A 17211-nucleotide genomic window follows, 5' to 3' on the forward strand; every position below is an offset into this window, starting at 1 on the left:
TCCTCGCTCCCCAGTTGATGGGTCCTGCGACCCGGCGTAGGTGGAGGTGCGGACGGTGCTGGGGTAAGCTTCTCCGGACGTCGCGTCATGCAGCGTTAGCGATTTAACATTCGATCGAACATATCGAACATTAGGGGTAGAGCCGGGAATGGCCAAGCTTGCGGGGATGATCCATCGGAGTGGCTTGCGATTTCAAATCGTAGCGCTGGCGTTCGCCCTTACGGCTGTTCCAGCGCTGGCGCAAACGACCGACGTGCGGCCGCCGAAAAGCGGTGCGGCAGCGGCGGCGGCTGCTTCCTCGGGTGATGCCGCGCTCAAAGCCCGGGTTCAAGCTCTCGAAGAGCAACTCGTCGATATGCAAGTCGTCGTCGGAACTTTGGAATCGCTTGCCAAAGGCGGCGGCTCGACTGCTGCGCCATTTCCGTCGTCCGGCGGGGCCGTTTCCGCGGACCCTGCACGGATCGAAGGACTAGAGACGCAGGTTCGTGCGCTCTCGGCGCAAGTGCAGCAGCTCTCGGATCAGGTTCGCAGCATGGGCGGCGTACCGCGCCGTTCGGAAATTCAGGGCGGCCCTGAAACCGGCGCCACCGATCATGCGGACGCGACAGCCGACGGTTTCGGATCGACAACGGTTTCATCGGGCGGTGATGCCATCGGCGGACTCCTCGACAGTCATGGACAAGCGGCCGAGCCCGACCACGGCGGCGGCGTTGGCGGATTGCCCGCGCCAGTCGCCACGGCCGCCTTGCCTGCCGCTAGCGAGACGAGCGGCGACCCGAAGCAGCTTTACGAGACGGCGTATGGCTATTTGCTTCAGCGCGATTATGGCTCCGCGGAAACGGCATTCGGCGATTTTTTGAAGAAGTTTCCGAACGACTCGCTGTCGGGAAATGCGCAATACTGGCTCGGCGAGACTTATTTCGTCCGTGGTCAATACAAGGCGGCGGCTGGCTCGTTCCTGAAGGGCTATCAGACGTATGCGCAAAGCGGGAAGGCGCCTGACAGTCTCTTGAAGCTCGCCATGTCGCTCGACCGGCTCGGACAGAAAGAGGCGGCGTGTTCGTCTTTTTCCGAACTCACGACGAAATTTCCGACAGCGCCGCAAAACGTGAAGTCGCGCGCGCAGAGTGAGCGGCAGCGGATCGGCTGCCAATAAAGGAGCGGCGGCGCGAATTCTCCGCCGAGCTGAATATCCGTGACACGAGGTTCGCAGTCGCCGGTCACCGATGTCGAAGCGGACGCTGCGTTCGAGCGGCTGGCGCGCTTCGGCCACATCGTGCTTGCCGTGTCCGGCGGTCCGGACAGCATGGCGCTGATGGTTCTCGCGGCGGAATGGCGGGCACGCGCGAAATCGCCGGCGCCGTCCATCTCGGTCGCGACTGTCGATCATGGTCTTCGCCCCGAGTCGCGTTTCGAAGCAGAGCTGGTTGGCGCGGCTGCGCGACGCCTGGATTTGCCGCATGCCATTCTGACCTGGGAAGATGTGAAGCCGCGAACCGGCGTGCCGATGGCTGCGCGGGAAGCGCGTTATCGCCTTCTGGATGAACACGCGCGCGGCTTCGCTCCTGACGGCGTTGCCGTTGCGACGGCTCATCATCTCGATGATCAGGCCGAAACGTTCGCGATGCGGCTGCAGCGCGGTGCGGGAATCGATGGCCTTTCAGGCATGCGGACCGAAAGGCCTATCGCCGAGACGTCTCCGGTTACTCTGGCGCGGCCTCTGCTCGGCTTTGGAAAAGCGCGTCTCGTGGCGACCGTCGCCGCGGGCGGCATTGCCTATGTCGAAGATCCAACGAACGCGGATGACCGCTACGAGCGCACGCGCGTACGTTCGGCGTTGTCCAATTTCCACGATGCGGGATTGTCACCGCAAGCGCTTGCCACATCGGCGCGCCGCCTTGGTGATGCTCGCGATGCGCTCGTCTATGCCGAAGAGCGTTTCATTGCGTCGCTCGCGATTTCGTTCGGCAATGAGATTTTCGCGACGCTCGACCGGCGCGCCTTCGACGACGGTCCGGCCTACCTGCGGCAGAAGGTGTTGGCGGGTCTCATCGCTCGCTATGGAGGCGATAGTCCCGAGCCGAGGCTATCCGAAATCGAGGCCCTGACGGCGCAGTTGCAACGGAATGAGAAGGCTGCCGCAACTCTGGGTGCGACACTGGGTGGCGCGATGATCTCGGGAGGGCCGCGCTTCATTCGCATCTGGCGGGAGGCCGGCCGTCTCGATCAGACGGCGATCGAACTTCGACCTGGAGATGTCCGGGTTTGGGACAGTCGATTTGTGCTGCGCTGGTCTGCGAAAACCGGGGACCGAGGGTCGCAGGCGGGTGGCGCCTCCGTCATTACCGTCAGACCACTGGGGCCAGCCGCGTACCGGGCGATCCTGCCGCGGCTTCGCGAGCGTATGCTGCCGCCAGCGCGTGCGTCGGCGGCGCTCCCGTCATTTTGGGCGGGAGAACAATTCGTTGCAGCGCCCTCACTCGCGCCGTTTGCCCTGGCGGGGGCTGAGCCGCTCGATCCCGCCGGCTTTAATCTTACCCCCTTGGCAGCGGGTACATTTTAAGGATTTGCGCGTATTGTGGCGCGTGGAACCTGCGTAAACGCACAACTTGTGCGGAGATGGGCCGCCACCTATGTTAAGCTCTCACTTTGGGGGCAGCAGTGCCACCGAGCACGCGCCATTTTGGTGCCGATGGCGCCATCAAGGAAACCAATGAACCCGAATTATCAGAAACTTGCGATCTGGGCGGCGTTGTTCGTCCTATTGCTGGCACTCTACAATCTGGTCAGCAACCCGAGCACGACCCGCCGGACTAACGAAATTCCGTATTCGGAATTTCTAGATGCCGTCGATAAGGGTAACGTGTCGGATGCCATGATCGCGGGCAACCGCATCACCGGGACGAAAAAAGACGCAAGCTCGACTGATGCGGCGTTCTCGACTTACGCTCCGGAAGACCCGAACCTCGTGACCCGCCTGCGCGAGAAGGGTGTGAAGTTCAAAGCGCGGCCTGCCGAGGATGAAGTGCAGTCGATCACAAGCATTCTTCTGAGCTGGTTTCCGATGCTGCTGCTCATCGGCGTGTGGATCTTTTTCATGCGCCAGATGCAGTCGGGCTCCGGCCGAGCAATGGGCTTCGGCAAGTCTCGCGCGAAGCTCCTGACGGAGCGGCACGGCCGCGTCACGTTCGAGGACGTTGCAGGCGTCGACGAAGCGAAAGCCGATCTCGAGGAGATCGTCGAGTTTCTTCGCGACCCGCAAAAATTCCAGCGGCTCGGCGGGCGCATTCCCCGCGGCTGTTTGCTGGTCGGCCCTCCCGGCACCGGTAAGACGCTCATCGCGCGCGCCGTTGCCGGCGAAGCCAATGTGCCGTTCTTCACGATCTCGGGCTCCGACTTCGTCGAGATGTTCGTCGGTGTCGGTGCGAGCCGCGTGCGCGATATGTTCGAGCAGGCGAAAAAGAACGCGCCTTGCATCATCTTCATCGACGAAATCGATGCCGTCGGCCGTCATCGCGGCGCCGGTCTTGGTGGCGGCAACGACGAGCGCGAACAGACGCTCAACCAGTTGCTCGTCGAGATGGATGGTTTCGAAGCGAACGAAGGCATCATCATCATCGCGGCGACGAACCGTCCCGACGTGCTCGATCCGGCATTGCTGCGGCCTGGCCGTTTCGACCGCCAGATCGTCGTTCCCAATCCGGATGTGGTCGGGCGCGAGAGAATCCTGCGCGTTCACATGAAGAAGGTGCCGCTTGCACCCGACGTCGATCCGAAGGTCATTGCTCGCGGAACCCCCGGGTTCTCGGGTGCCGATCTCGCGAACCTCGTCAACGAAGCGGCGCTGCTTGCCGCACGGCGTAACAAGCGGCTCGTGACGCAGGCGGAGTTCGAGGATTCCAAAGACAAGGTCATGATGGGCGCCGAGCGCAAGTCCATGGCCATGACCGAGGAAGAGAAACTTGCGACTGCCTATCACGAGGCGGGCCACGCTATCGTCAATCTCGTCGTGCCGGGCAACGATCCCCTGCACAAGGTGACGATCATTCCGCGTGGCCGGGCGCTTGGCGTAACGATGAGTTTGCCGGAGCGGGATCGCCTCAGCTATTCGAAGCAGTGGTGCGAAGGCAAGATCGCGATGGCATTCGGCGGCCGTGTCGCCGAGCAGATCATCTACGGCCGCGAGCATTTGAATACGGGTGCTTCGAGCGACATCAGCCAGGCGACGAACATCGCCAAGAAGATGGTGACGGAGTGGGGTATGAGCGACAAGCTCGGGCCGCTGCTCTACTCGGAAAACCAGCAGGAAGTGTTCCTCGGTCATTCGATCACACAGCAGAAGAACATGAGCGAGGAGACAGCCCGGCTCATCGACGAGGAAACCCGTCGCATCGTGACGACGGGCGAGAAGATCGCTTGGGAAGTGCTGACGCAGCACAAGGCCGAGCTCGAGGCGATGGCTCAGGCGCTGATGGAATACGAGACGGTCAACGGTGACGAGTGCCAGGCGATCATGCGTGGCGACAAGATCGTGCGTCCGTCGGACGATGACGGCAGCAAGGGTCCGGCTGGTTCGGCCGTTCCGTCTGCAGGCCGGCAGCCGCCGCGACCACGGGGCGAGCCTAAGGGCGGGATCGACATCGAGCCCGAACCGCAGCCGCAGTAATCGTTGGACGAATCGTCCTCAAATTTCCTGGCGGCCGCGATAATATCGCGGCCGCTTTTTCGTGAGTGGAATCCAATCGAAATGAAACGATCAGTCTACCTGCAGCCTAGTGCGATTTTCTGGGATCGGAGCTCGCGGCGGGCGGTCGATGAGGCCGAGGTTCCGGAATGGAAGGGGTTGCCGCTTGTGGGCAGCCGTCTTTCGTTCGCGGCGCTCGATGTCCTGACGCGCGCTTCGCCTGAAACGAAACGGCGGAAGGTCATTCTCGGAGACGCGTTCAGCGGCGATTGGGGACGGGAGGCGCTATCGGCCGCCGATATCCTTCAGGAGCTATCGGAACCTCGTGCGCGGGTTGCCGGACTGTCGCTCGAGCGCCCTCGCATCATGGGCATCATCAACGTTACGCCCGACAGCTTCTCGGACGGCGGCCAGTTCGCGACCACTGAGACGGCAATTGCACAGGGCCTGAGACTCGTCGAAGAAGGTGCGGACATTCTCGACATCGGCGGCGAGAGCACGCGGCCGAATTCCGATACCGTGGCGCTCGATGAAGAATTGCGACGGGTCATTCCCGTCGTCGAAGGATTGCGCGCCAAGACCGATGCGGTGATCTCGGTCGATACGCGGAAGGCCGAGGTCATGCGGCGCGCGGCTGCAGCCGGTGCCGACATTCTCAATGACGTCTCGGCGTTCACGTACGACGCGGAAGCCTTGGAGGTTGCGGCCGAGACCGGGCTGCCGATCATTCTCATGCATGCGCAGGGCGATCCGAAGACGATGAACGAAAATCCGCAGTACGACGACGTCGTGCTCGATGTGTTCGATTATCTCGAAGGGCGCATTCAGGCCTGCATCGCTGCCGGAATCCCGAAGGCGAAGCTCGTCGCGGATCCGGGTATCGGCTTCGGCAAGCACCTTCATCACAACGTTGCCGTGATGGCGGGGCTGTCGCTCTATCACGGCCTCGGCGTTCCGCTGCTTCTCGGCGTCAGCCGGAAGAAGATGATCGGGCAGCTCTGCAACGTGGAAGACGCGAAAGACCGGGTGCCCGGGTCGCTGGCTTGCGCTATCGCGGGCATTGCCGCGGGCGCGCAGATCGTGCGCGTTCACGACGTCAAGGAAACGAAGCAGGCCATAGAAGTTTGGCGCGCTTGCGCGGCGGGTACGGAGAAGGGGCTCGACTGATCGGCCCTGAACTGAGGCGGCGGAACGCGGCGCCTCGCGCTATCGGTTCGTCAGCCTCATCATTCGAAGGACGAGGTAGAAGCCGAGGATTGCCGCGAGGAGCGCGCCTGCGACGGCCGGGGCGCGCCAATCGGTGCTCGCCACGCGCGTGATGAGCAGCGCTGCACAGACGACGACGCCAGCGATCGGCAGGATCAAGGGAAGCTCGAATTGCCCCGGCGCTTCGCCCGCCCGGCGCTTCAACACGATGAGCGATGCGTTGACGGCGATGAACACGACGAGCAGCAACAGGACGGTCGCGGCGGCGAGATCGGCGATTTCTCCCGCCATGATCAGGAGAAGCAGCAATGCGAAGAGCAGCCAGATTGCGATGTGGGGCGTTCTTCGCGTCTGGTGCACGCGTCCCATGAAGCCCGGCAGAAGCCCCTGTCCGGACATGCCGTAGATCAATCTGGATGCCGTCACGTAGTTGACGAGCGCGGTGTTCGCCACTGAAAAAAGCGCGATGAAGCTCATCAGCCCGGCCGGCATGTCGGGGAGGGTGCGCTGCATGACAGCCGTCAATGGGCTCGGCGCTGCGGCGAGTTCCTGCCACGGCAAGACCGACACGGCCGTAACCGAGACAGCCACATAGAGGACCGCCGCAGCCAGCGTCGCGATGACGAGGCCTCGCGGGATCGTGCGCGTGGGATCTCTGCATTCCTCGGCGACGTTGACGGCATCTTCAAAGCCGATGAAGGCAAAGAACGTGAGCACGGATGCCTGAAGCACGATGAGAGGCAGTCCGAAGTCGGCGCGGTCCGGCGGCGTTTCGAAGTAGTTGACCGTGCCCCAGTAGGACATGCCCGTCGCGATGACGAGGAGGAGCCCCGAGACCTCCATCAGCGTGCAGACGACGTTGACCCACATGCTTTCGCGGATGCCGCGGAAGACGATGCCACTGAGGATCAGGAGAAAGCCCGCCGCGATGGCGGCCGGCGGCAAGGCTTCGAGCCCTGCCATGTCGGCGAGGATCGCCGCGAAGATCTTCGACTGGGTCGCGATCGATGTCAGTCCGGACGCAACAAGAGCGAGGCCGATGGTGAAGCTGAGGCTTGGACGGCGGAATGCGCGGTCGGTGACGTATGCGGCGCCGCCAGCGCGCGGGTAACGCGAGCCGAGCGAAGCATAGGAGAGCGATGTCAGCAGTGCCGCGACGAGGGCGACGAGAAATGATAGCCAGACGGCAGATCCGGCTTCGCCGGCCGCTTTGCCGATGAGGCCGTAGATGCCCGATCCGATCATGCTGCCGAGCGCATAGAGCGCCAGCTGGGTCGTTCCGATGGAGCGGCGGAGGCTCGGCTGCTTTGCGTCAGTCGGCGCTTCGGCCACCACGTCGTGTCCTTTTTGTTCTTAAGGGTGTCAGCTCGCCGCGGCTTTGCGGTCGGCAAGGCGGCGCTCAACGCCGGCGATGATGGCCTTGCGAATGTCGTCGGTCCGCTTCACGGAAGCCTCGACCGGAACGTGCTGCGCTTCGGCGAAGGCGCGCAGATTTTCCGCCGATTTGATTTCCTGAAGGCGCGTCATCAGTCCTTCGCGGCCATGCTTGGAGAGCGTGACAAGCGCGGAGAAGCGGTAGGGATTGAAATTCTCGGCGCGGTCGTGCCGGTCCTGCGCTTCGGCCGGGGCTGCGGCTGTGGCTTTCCTGGTCTTCCGGGCCTCGACGGCGGGCTCTTCGGCCGGCGCTTCCGGTGCGTCCGTAGGCATCTCCCGAACGAGCATGCGGTTGACCGCTTTGGTCAGCGCAATCGCTAGCCGTTCGGCGGCTTCGTCCTCGAGCGCCGTTTCACGCCGGATGTGGGCGCGAAAGAACGTCGCCATTTCGTCGCCGGGCCAGAGCTGTTTGCCTTTGCTCATGTTCGACGTTTTCTCGCCTTCAACAGTTAAGAGACAGAGACTTTGGCTTTCTTCTTTGCCGCCACGGTTTCGACCAGGCGGGCGATTTCCTGATGAAGCTCTTTGACGTCGCCGGCGGCATCGGAATACTTCACGTCGATCGTTCGCAACTGACCGATGTAGTCGAAGGCGTTGGCGATGCCATTCCTTTGCGGCAGGAATGTCTCGAGCACCGGATGCACGAGGCTTATTTCTTCGATCATCATATAGTCCCGGTCGTCGTTGCGCACGTAGTTTGCGAGGCAGACATAACGCCTGTCCTCAGCCGGCATCGCGGCCAAGTCGTCGAGATTGCGCATGTCCTCGATCAGCATGGCGACGCGATCGACGGCGAGCTGCGAGACGTAATCAGGCCGGAACGGCACGATGACCTTGTCGGCCGTCTTGAGGGCCGCGAGTGCTGCAAACGAGAGGCCCGGCGCGCAGTCGAGAATGACGACGTCGTAGTCGCCTTCGAAGCGGCGGATAAGGCTTTCCATGCGGCCGCGGACGCGGTTCGCGACGACTTCCGGCACGTTGCTCTGGCTTGCCTGCTTCAGGTAGAGCTCGCCCTGGATGTCCTCCAGGAGGAGCGAACCGGGAACGAGCGAAATCGGGGCCGGTTTGCCGTTCGCCAGGGAAACATCGCCGACGTTCTTGGCGACGTAGTCACGGGCATTGGCGGGAATGCCGTCGAAGAGGTCGTAGAAGTAATCGGCGATGGTCTTGCCGGCCTTACGGGCTTCGTTCCAGCCCTGGCCGCCCATCAGGATCAGCGATGCGTTGCACTGAGAGTCGAGGTCGATCAGCAGGACGCGCTTGCCCCCGTAGACGGAGAGCCCGTGCGCCAGCATCACCGCGCAAGTGGATTTGCCGACGCCGCCCTTGCGGTTAGCGACCGCTAGAAAGACTGCCATAAGTCGATACCCCTCAGATTGCGCTCGCTAAACGACATTCCCCTGAAGCGCGCGCTACATCAATAGCCGACCTATGGGCCGATTCCATGACCCGGTCCAACACGGGTCTCAAAAGCACACAATGTGAAAAGTTTGGATGCGCCCGTGCAACCCTCAGTGGAATTCGGTGTAAAATTTGCGGCAATTCAACCAACGGAATGGAATGGTAGTGTTTGCTCGGGCATCTATGCTCTCTAAGGGGACGGCGAAGCACGCCGCAGGCGATCGCCTAGTGCTTGCCGATATTTTTTCGGATCGTCGACTTGGGCCAGTCGCGCGCAATCGCCGGTCCGGCACGACGGGAGGTTAGCATGGTACGCCGCTATTTCGGGACGGATGGCATCCGCGGTCTCGCCAATACGCATCCGATGACATCGGAGATTGCGTTGAAGGTCGGGATGGCGGCCGGAACCGTTTTCCGGTCGGGCACGCATCGCCACCGCGTCGTGATCGGCAAGGACACGCGGCTTTCCGGCTACATGCTTGAAGCGGCGCTCATGTCGGGTTTCACCTCAGTCGGGATGGACGTGTTCCTTCTCGGACCGATGCCGACACCGGCCGTCGCCATGTTGACGCGGTCGCTACGCGCCGATCTCGGCGTGATGCTGTCGGCTTCCCACAACCCTTCCAATGACAATGGGATCAAGCTCTTCGATCCGGACGGCTACAAGCTGTCGGACGATATGGAGAAGCAAATCGAAGATTTGATCGATGCCGACAGCAAAGCCCTGCTCGTCGAAGCCGACCGCATCGGGCGGGCGACGCGGGTCGAGAGCGCGCAGGAGCGGTATATCGAATTCGCCAAGCGCACGATGCCGAAGCAGCTGCGCCTCGCGGGCCTGCGCATCGTCATCGATTGCGCGAATGGCGCCGGATACAAGGTCGCGCCGGAAGCGCTGTGGGAACTCGGCGCCGAGGTCATCAAGATCGGCGTCGAGCCCAACGGCCGCAACATCAATTTGAATTGTGGTTCGACGTCGCCGAAGGCGCTCGTCGAGAAGGTGAAAGAGCTTCGCGCCGACATCGGCATCGCGCTCGACGGCGACGCAGACCGTGTCGTGATCGTGGACGAGAAGGGCGACATCGTCGACGGCGACCAGCTCATGGCGGTGATCGCGGAAAGCTGGCACCGGACGGGCAAGCTCGCGGCTGGCGGTATCGTTGCGACGGTGATGAGCAACCTCGGCCTCGAGCGCTATTTGCGCTCCATCGGGTTGACGCTCGCGCGGACGCCGGTCGGGGATCGTTACGTCACCGAGCATATGCGCAAGCACGGGTTCAATGTCGGCGGCGAGCAATCGGGGCATATCGTGCTCTCTGATTTCACGACGACGGGCGACGGATTGGTCTCTGCACTGCAGGTTCTGGCGTGCGTCGTCGCCACGGGGAAGACGGTGTCGGAAGTCTGCAATCGCTTCCAGCCGCTGCCGCAGATTTTGCGGAACGTGCGTTACGCCAGCGGGCATCCGCTCGAGGATACGCGGGTCGTCAAGGCTATCGAAGGCGCGAAAGCGAAGCTCGGAGAGAATGGCCGTCTCGTCATTCGGCCTTCGGGCACGGAACCTGTCATCCGTGTGATGGCGGAAGGTGACGACGAGAAAGTCGTGTCGAGCATCGTCGGCGATATCTGCGACGCGGTTAAGTCGGCGGCGGCAGCGGCGGCGTAAGCTCGCTTACTTTCACATAGCAACGGGTCTTTCAAATCGCAGCGGTCAATTAGCGGCGGCCAATCGGCGGCGGTAGGGCCGCGGCTTCGGCGTTGGGCGCCGGGCCGCGCCTGATCATCCGCGCGCGCATCATGTTAACTTCTCATTAGGACTTCTGCTTGTGCTCCGGCGTGTCAGATTTCGACGCCGATTAAGCTCCCCTTAAACCTTATTGGTAATATTCGGGACGGGTTTTAGTACCGGCCCGCCGCTTCGCGCGCCGAGCCGACACCGGAAGGGAAGACACATGCTTTTTACGCGCAAAGTACTCGTTCTCAGCGCGGCACTCGTTCTCGGCAGTGCTCTGGGTGCGTCGGCTGCTGACCTTGGCAGCACCAGTCTCAAGGATGCTCCGATCATGGAGGCCATGCCGGCTGCGTCGGCTGGTTGGTACATTCGCGCCGACGGCGGATATAACTGGTTCACGAGCCCTTCGCTGAGCTTCAGCGGCCGTGAGGTCGGAAATTCCAGCCAAGACGGCGCGTGGAGCGTCGGTGGCGGCATCGGCCGCTATTTCGGACGCGGCTTCCGTGGCGATATCACGGTGGATCATATTTTCAACTCCACCACCGAGTCGTCACTTTATTATTCTCCGGGCAACCTCGTCGGCAATTCGAAGTTCGATTTGAGCAGCACCGTCGTCCTCGCCAACCTCTATTACGATTTCAACCGTGGTGGCCGCTTCATTCCGTACATCGGCGCCGGCATTGGTTATGCGCACAATTCGACGTCGTCAGGGACGTTCGAGGAGTGCGGTTGCACAACCGAATTTGGCGGAAAGTCTACCGACAACTTCGCGGCGGCGGCAATGGCTGGTGTCTCCTGGCGCATCCGTGGCGGTCAGACGACCTACGTCAGCGGCATGAAGGATGAGCCGGTAGCGGTCAGCTCGGGCAACGCGCTCTACCTCGATTTCGGCTATCGCTTCCTCTATCTCGGCAAAGCGGAAACGGCTTCGTTCGATGCAGACACTGTGACGTCGACTGAAAAATTAAAGGACATCACCGCTCACCAGCTTCGCGTCGGCCTTCGGTACGACCTGAACTGAGCGATTGTCAGGGGCGCCTGTCGCGTCCTCGAGAAGAATTGGAAACAGGGGCGTAGCGCCTGTTTCCGCCCGGAATGCCAAAGGTGTGGTTTGTTGTGCGTGTTTCGCGTTCGTGTGTCCTCCCCGTGAAGCGTAGTGGGCTCCTCCTTCCCGAGGAGCCCACGGACACCGAGCAGAAGCCGCTGTTCCCTCCTAGGGCTCGGTTAGCGCAAGCGTAGCGTTGAGCAGAGTCTTGAGTGGCGCGCATATGCATGCGTGCCGGGTTTGAGGGATCGAAGATGAAACTTGCGAAAGCGTGCATTGCCACGTGTTTTCTGATTGCTGCCGGTGGGGCGCCCGCGATGGCCGCCGACTGGGGCGGCGTCAAGGATATGGGCGGCGGGGTCGCGATACCCGTTCCGGCTCCCGTTCCCGTGCCGACGTATGATGCGGATTCCGATTGGTACGTCGGGTTGATGCTCGGCGGAAACATCTCGCAAAGCGCGTCGGTCAAAGACACGGATACCGATTATCTGGGAGATTCAACGCCCGGGTATTTCGCAAAGGACAGCGGCGACCTGCCGATGTCACCGATATTCGGTTTGACGTTCGGCCGCTATCTGACACCGTCTCTGCGGGCCGAAGTCGCGATCGATTACACGCCCAACTACCAGATCTCCAATGATTACAAATTAGGGTATGTGGCTACGAACTCTGCCCCGAACACCACCATCGGCGGCATCGATACAAACGCATACGCGGTCTCGCGTACGGACACCGTGCAACTTTCGCGGACGACCGGCCTCGTGAACCTGATCTACGATTTCAATACAGGAACCCGGTTTACGCCGTACGTTGGCGGCGGCGCGGGCTTCTCATGGCGGAGGCTGCAGCGGTCTTATACGGAATCGGCAACGTGCATCGGTGGGTCCAACTCCATAGATGGTCCGTATACGCCGGCCGGTACCTGCTCAGGCAACACCTCGCTTCCTCCGAACTCTTCGACGACGAACGGTTCGACCAGCAAAAACCAGATCAATCTGGCGGCCGCGGTTCAGGCGGGTGTCGCCACGAACCTCACCGAATCCATCATCTGGGACAACGGTTGGCAGATGCTTTGGGAGCAGGGCGCGATATCGTCCGTCGCGCCATCGGCCTCGGGCGCGAACCAAATCGTTTACAAGGACGCCGTCCTGCAGCAGTTCCGCTCCGGCCTCCGTATCAAGTTCGATTAGAACGTGCACCCCTGTGTTGCTTGGTGCCGAAAGGCGGTCGTTCGCGACCGCCTTTTTTCTTGTGCGGCCTCCGTGCTAAGAGCCCACAATGCCCGAACTCAAAAAGCCACAGAGCAAACCGCAAAGACCATTCTTTTCGTCCGGCCCGTGCGTCAAGCGCCCGGGGTGGCGACCGGCTGCGTTGGAGGGCGCGCTCGTCGGGCGTTCGCATCGATCTGCCGATGGGCGCGAGAGATTGAAACTCGCCGTCGACCGGACGCGGGACATTCTCAACCTTCCGCCCGGTTATGAGGTGGCGATCGTTCCAGGTTCCGATACGGGCGCGTTCGAACTCGCGATGTGGAATCTTTTGGGCGAACGCGGCGCCGATGTGCTGGCGTGGGACGTGTTCGGCCGCAACTGGCTGCGCGACGTGATCGGCGAGTTGAAGCTTCCCGATATGCGAGCGTTCGAAGGCAATCCTGGGTATCTTCCCGATCTCAGCGTTGTGGATTTTTCGCGCGACGTGCTCTTCACCTGGAACGGCACGACGACGGGCGTGAAGGTGCCGAACGGCAATTGGATCCCCGATGACCGCACCGGCCTCGTGTTTTGCGATGCGACGTCGGCGCTATTCGCGGAAGAGATCGACCTCAGCAAAATCGACGTGCTCACCTATTCGTGGCAGAAGGCGCTTGGCGGAGAGGGTGCGCATGGCATGCTCATCCTGTCGCCCCGTGCGCTCGACCGCCTCGTTTCCTATCGTCCGCCTTGGCCCATCCCGAAGCTTTTCAGGCTGACCAACCATGACGGGATTCTCTGGGACGTCTTTCAGGGCGTGACGATCAATACGCCGTCGATGCTGTGCGTCGAAGATTATCTCGATGCGCTCGCGTGGGCCGAAGGGCTTGGGGGGATCGCTGGAACGATCGCGCGGAGCAAGGACAGTTCTTCGGTGCTTTACGAGTGGATCGACCGGACACCTTGGGTCGCGCCGCTTGCCGCCGATCCGCGGACGCGCTCGCACACCTCCGTTGCAATGCGATTTGCGGAGCCCGCGCTCGCTGAGGCTTCGGAGGACGTGCGGCTCGATGTCATGCGCGATATGGTGCGACTGCTCGAAGATGAGGCTGCGGCGTTCGATATCGCCGCTTACCGGGGCATGCCGCCGGGGCTCCGCGTCTGGTGCGGCACTACGGTCGAGACCGACGATATCGCCGCACTTCTGCCGTGGCTCGATTGGGCGTATGCGAAAGTTCGCGCGGGGGCGATCTCGGCCTGAATTCGCTGGAACCCTTCGCGTATTCTGGTTAACACCTGCCCTGTCAATGCCTTTTTATCGCGCTTTGCATCGGCCATAATCGGCCGGGGTCGCGCCTCGCCAAGGGCGGTTCATCCGGGCATCGTCAGAATCAAACAACCAAAGGTCACAGCGAGATGCGTTTTGTCTTTGCGGCAGCTTTCCTGGCCGCCACGCCGTTGAGCGCGTTTGCGGCTGACGTCCCGGCGACGTCGGCGGTCGATGACGTCACGGTGTTCCTATCGGGTGCCGAGGTCACGCGCATCGTCAAGGTGCACATCGACAGGGGCGAGCATACGATCGTCATCGGCGACGTGCCTGCGAGTGCTGCGCCGGGTTCCGTGCGGGTCGAAGGCAAGGCGACGGGCAAGCTCGACATCGGTTCGGTCGATACGGCGAGGAAACTTCTGCAGCGCGCCGAGAGCGAAGCCGCAGACAAGCAGCGCAAGATTTTAGAAGACTCGATCCAGGCGCTCAAAGATCAGAAGACGACTGTCGACGCGCAGGCTCAGGCCGCAAAGACGCAAAAGAAGCTGATCGCCAATCTCGCGCAACTTCCGGCGCGTTCTTCCTCGCAGTCCGCACCGGCCGCGACGCCGCTCGAAGACTGGCCGAAAGTTCTGGCGCTCATTGCGCAAGCGACGGGTGATGCGAGCAAGCTCGCACTCGATGCCGAGCTGAAAATTCGTGAGATCGACCGGCAGATTTCCGACGCCGAGAAGCAGCTGGCGGCATTGGCGCCCGCACGGACAGAACAGACCGAAGTGCGCGTTCACGTCGTTGCGCAAACGCCTCTCGAAGCGGATTTGAGCGTTCGCTATCAGGTGCCGGATGCACATTGGGCACCCCTTTACGACGCGCGGCTAGAGACGGGTACGAAAACGGAGCCGCCGAAGCTATCCCTCGACCGGCGCGCTGCGATCACGCAGCGTTCAGGAGAAAATTGGGACAACGTTGCGCTGAAACTTTCGACGTCGCGGCCAAGCGACAGCTCGTCGGCGCCGTACCTTGAAACGCAATTCGTGGATTTCGAACAGGCGCCGAAACCGGTGGCTGCTGCTGCTGCGCCTGCTCCTTTTCCCGAGCAGCGCCTGATGGCGAAGCACCGCAATATCGCTGCGGCGGACGCGGTCGGCGGCGAGCTTGCGCAGGCGGCGTCCGAAGCCGTCAACGTAGAAGAAACCGTCGCGCAGCTGCAAAGCGCGCCGTTCGAGGCGACGTTCGAGGTTCCGGGGCGGGCGAGCGTTGCTGGAACCGGTGAAGCCAAGCGCGTGCTTCTCGCGTCGGAGGCGCTCGAGCCGGCGTTGAGCTGCCGTGCCGTGCCAAAGGTCGATACGAGCGCCTACCTTTACGCGAAGCTGAAGCTCGCCAAGGGCACGCCTCTGTTGCCCGGCACCGTTTATCTGTTCCGCGACGGCACGTTTGTCGGTACCGGCGATTTGCCCCTTCTCAGTCCGGGGAGCGAACATGATCTCGGCTTCGGCATCGACGACCAGGTGAAGATCAAGCATGCGGTGCTGGAAGAGAAGCGCGGCGAGAGCGGGCTCATTTCGACGTCGCACATCGATAGCCGGAACTTCCGCGTCAATGTAAAGAACATGCACGAGCGGGCGATGGACGTGACCATTCTCGACCGCATTCCGGTCGGACAGAACGACGAGATCAAGGTCGATCTTACGGGCCGCGTTTCGCCGACGATGCAGAACGTCGACGACAAGCGCGGTATCATCGCGTTCCAGGCCAAGCTCGAGCCGGACGAGGAAAAAATTCTTGAGTACGGCTATCGCGTGTCCTGGCCGGCGGCGAAGTCGATCGTCTACGGCCCCTGAGGCTGCAGGCCAAATCTTGAGTTTAAGCTAGCGGACTTGCCGCGGGGCCCTGGCCGATGCCGGGGCCAAATCATGAGAAGGTGAGAAGGTTCAAGTTAATGGCAAACGTCGTGGTGGTCGGAGCCCAATGGGGAGACGAGGGCAAAGGCAAGATCGTTGATTGGCTGTCGGAGCGGGCCGACGTCGTGGTTCGTTTCCAGGGCGGTCATAACGCTGGGCACACGCTCGTCATCGGCGGCAAGACATTCAAGCTCTCGCTGTTGCCTTCAGGCGTCGTGCGGCCGGACAAGCTGTCGGTCATCGGCAACGGCGTTGTCGTTGATCCGTGGGCGCTGACGGACGAGATCGCGCGCTTGACGCAGCAGGGCATCACGATCACGCCCGAAAATCTGCGCATCGCTGAGAACGCGACGCTCATTCTTCCTTTGCACCGCGAGCTCGATGTCCTTCGCGAGGCGGCGGCCGGCACGGAGAAAATCGGCACCACGGGGCGCGGCATCGGACCTGCCTATGAAGACAAGGTCGGCCGCCGTGCGATCCGAGTGCAAGATCTGGCGTCGCCCGCGACGCTCGGCGCAAAAATCGACCGGGCGCTCGCTCATCATAACGCGCTTCGCCGTGGCCTCGGCCAGCCCGAAGTCGTCAAGGACGAGCTCATGGCGGAGCTGATCGCCATCGCGCCGAAAGTTCTGCCGTATGCCGACGTATCGTGGGAGTTGCTCGATCAGGCACGCAGGCAGGGCAAGCGCATCCTGTTCGAGGGCGCGCAGGGGGCGCTGCTCGACGTCGATCACGGGACTTATCCTTTCGTCACGTCATCGAACACCGTTGCGGCGCAAGCGGCGACGGGCTCGGGCATCGGTCCGGGCCACGTCGGTTACGTGCTCGGGATCGCGAAGGCTTACACGACGCGCGTCGGGTCCGGTCCGTTCCCGACCGAGCTTCTGGACGCGGTCGGTGAAAAGATCGGCGAGCGCGGGCGCGAGTTCGGCACCGTCACGGGGCGCAAGCGGCGCTGCGGGTGGTTCGATAGCGTGCTCGTGCGTCAGGTGGCGAAGGTCTCGGGCATCGACGGCATTGCGCTGACCAAGCTCGACGTTCTCGACGGTTTCGAAACGATCCGCATCTGTGTCGGCTACAAGCTCAACGGCGAGCGTATCGATCGCTTGCCGGCGAGTTCGTCGGCGCAGGCTATCGTCGAGCCGATCTATGAGGATTTCGAGGGTTGGTCGCAATCGACGCAAGGTGCGCGGCGGTGGGCCGATCTTCCGGCGCAGGCCGTTAAGTACGTTCGCCGCGTCGAGGAACTGATCGAATGTCCGGTCACGCTGCTGTCTACGAGCCCGGAGCGCGAGGACACGATTCTGATGAAGGATCCTTTCGTCTGAGGCTGAGAGGTGAGGTGAGGAGCCCA

General features: G+C 62.2%; 13 protein-coding genes. 10 read left to right on the forward strand and 3 right to left on the reverse strand.

The window, feature by feature from the left end:
• Positions 1 to 148: 148 nt before the first annotated feature.
• The 4 genes from ybgF (at position 149) to folP (ending at position 5851) form a co-directional block, all read left to right on the forward strand.
• Positions 149 to 1156: a tol-pal system protein YbgF gene (gene ybgF / locus AC1DK3_RS12915; RefSeq protein WP_477192584.1), complete on the forward strand. Its 1008-nt coding sequence runs from the start codon at positions 149 to 151 to the stop codon at positions 1154 to 1156.
• Between the two features lie 39 nt (positions 1157 to 1195).
• Entirely contained in the window at positions 1196 to 2563 is a 1368-nt protein-coding gene (tilS, locus tag AC1DK3_RS12920) for a tRNA lysidine(34) synthetase TilS (RefSeq protein WP_477192585.1), read from the forward strand.
• A gap of 150 nt (positions 2564 to 2713) precedes the next feature.
• Positions 2714 to 4666 carry an ATP-dependent zinc metalloprotease FtsH gene (ftsH, locus tag AC1DK3_RS12925; protein WP_477192586.1) on the forward strand — a complete coding sequence of 651 codons (1953 nt, stop codon included), beginning with the start codon at positions 2714 to 2716 and terminating at the stop codon, positions 4664 to 4666.
• Positions 4667 to 4747: 81 nt separating this feature from the next.
• Positions 4748 to 5851: a dihydropteroate synthase gene (folP, locus tag AC1DK3_RS12930; RefSeq protein WP_477192587.1), complete on the forward strand. Its 1104-nt coding sequence runs from the start codon at positions 4748 to 4750 to the stop codon at positions 5849 to 5851.
• A gap of 39 nt (positions 5852 to 5890) precedes the next feature.
• Here the strand turns inward: folP and AC1DK3_RS12935 are convergent, their stop codons facing one another.
• Genes AC1DK3_RS12935 through AC1DK3_RS12945 form a run of 3 tightly spaced genes read right to left on the reverse strand, consistent with a single transcriptional unit; the run spans position 5891 to position 8682 of the window.
• Positions 5891 to 7222 carry an APC family permease gene (locus AC1DK3_RS12935; protein WP_477192588.1) on the reverse strand — a complete coding sequence of 444 codons (1332 nt, stop codon included), beginning with the start codon at positions 7220 to 7222 and terminating at the stop codon, positions 5891 to 5893.
• Positions 7223 to 7252: 30 nt separating this feature from the next.
• Positions 7253 to 7747 (reverse strand): hypothetical protein, encoded by a 495-nt coding sequence (locus AC1DK3_RS12940; RefSeq protein WP_477192589.1) that lies wholly within the window; start codon positions 7745 to 7747, stop codon positions 7253 to 7255.
• Between the two features lie 26 nt (positions 7748 to 7773).
• Positions 7774 to 8682 (reverse strand): ParA family protein, encoded by a 909-nt coding sequence (locus AC1DK3_RS12945; protein WP_477192590.1) that lies wholly within the window; start codon positions 8680 to 8682, stop codon positions 7774 to 7776.
• Between the two features lie 350 nt (positions 8683 to 9032).
• Here AC1DK3_RS12945 and glmM point away from each other — a divergent pair, with 350 nt between their 5' ends.
• The 6 genes from glmM to AC1DK3_RS12975 all read left to right on the forward strand — a co-directional run bounded on the left by glmM (position 9033) and on the right by AC1DK3_RS12975 (position 17185).
• Positions 9033 to 10388, forward strand: a complete 1356-nt coding sequence (glmM, locus tag AC1DK3_RS12950; protein ID WP_477192591.1) for a phosphoglucosamine mutase — start codon at positions 9033 to 9035, stop codon at positions 10386 to 10388.
• A gap of 286 nt (positions 10389 to 10674) precedes the next feature.
• Entirely contained in the window at positions 10675 to 11475 is an 801-nt protein-coding gene (locus AC1DK3_RS12955; protein ID WP_477192592.1) for an outer membrane protein, read from the forward strand.
• 278 nt (positions 11476 to 11753) lie between these two features.
• On the forward strand, positions 11754 to 12689 hold the full coding sequence (locus AC1DK3_RS12960; protein WP_477192593.1) for a hypothetical protein: 936 nt from the start codon (positions 11754 to 11756) through the stop codon (positions 12687 to 12689).
• Between the two features lie 88 nt (positions 12690 to 12777).
• Positions 12778 to 13950 (forward strand): phosphoserine transaminase, encoded by a 1173-nt coding sequence (locus tag AC1DK3_RS12965; RefSeq protein ID WP_477192594.1) that lies wholly within the window; start codon positions 12778 to 12780, stop codon positions 13948 to 13950.
• A gap of 155 nt (positions 13951 to 14105) precedes the next feature.
• Entirely contained in the window at positions 14106 to 15797 is a 1692-nt protein-coding gene (locus tag AC1DK3_RS12970; protein WP_477192595.1) for a mucoidy inhibitor MuiA family protein, read from the forward strand.
• Between the two features lie 98 nt (positions 15798 to 15895).
• Positions 15896 to 17185, forward strand: coding sequence for an adenylosuccinate synthase (locus AC1DK3_RS12975; RefSeq protein WP_477192596.1), 1290 nt, complete (start codon positions 15896 to 15898; stop codon positions 17183 to 17185).
• The last annotated feature ends 26 nt before the right edge of the window (positions 17186 to 17211 follow it).

This window comes from Hyphomicrobium sp. 01T421, assembly GCF_056398805.1.

Excerpts from the sequence above, each read along its gene's own strand:
- ftsH (WP_477192586.1), top strand. The coding sequence starts at position 2,714 with ATGAACCCGAATTATCAGAAACTTGCGATCTGGGCGGCGTTGTTCGTC.
- AC1DK3_RS12940 (WP_477192589.1), bottom strand. The coding sequence starts at position 7,747 with ATGAGCAAAGGCAAACAGCTCTGGCCCGGCGACGAAATGGCGACGTTC.
- AC1DK3_RS12945 (WP_477192590.1), bottom strand. The coding sequence starts at position 8,682 with ATGGCAGTCTTTCTAGCGGTCGCTAACCGCAAGGGCGGCGTCGGCAAA.
- AC1DK3_RS12965 (WP_477192594.1), top strand. The coding sequence starts at position 12,778 with ATGCCCGAACTCAAAAAGCCACAGAGCAAACCGCAAAGACCATTCTTT.
- folP (WP_477192587.1), top strand. The coding sequence starts at position 4,748 with ATGAAACGATCAGTCTACCTGCAGCCTAGTGCGATTTTCTGGGATCGG.
- AC1DK3_RS12955 (WP_477192592.1), top strand. The coding sequence starts at position 10,675 with ATGCTTTTTACGCGCAAAGTACTCGTTCTCAGCGCGGCACTCGTTCTC.
- glmM (WP_477192591.1), top strand. The coding sequence starts at position 9,033 with ATGGTACGCCGCTATTTCGGGACGGATGGCATCCGCGGTCTCGCCAAT.
- AC1DK3_RS12975 (WP_477192596.1), top strand. The coding sequence starts at position 15,896 with ATGGCAAACGTCGTGGTGGTCGGAGCCCAATGGGGAGACGAGGGCAAA.
- AC1DK3_RS12960 (WP_477192593.1), top strand. The coding sequence starts at position 11,754 with ATGAAACTTGCGAAAGCGTGCATTGCCACGTGTTTTCTGATTGCTGCC.
- ybgF (WP_477192584.1), top strand. The coding sequence starts at position 149 with ATGGCCAAGCTTGCGGGGATGATCCATCGGAGTGGCTTGCGATTTCAA.
- AC1DK3_RS12970 (WP_477192595.1), top strand. The coding sequence starts at position 14,106 with ATGCGTTTTGTCTTTGCGGCAGCTTTCCTGGCCGCCACGCCGTTGAGC.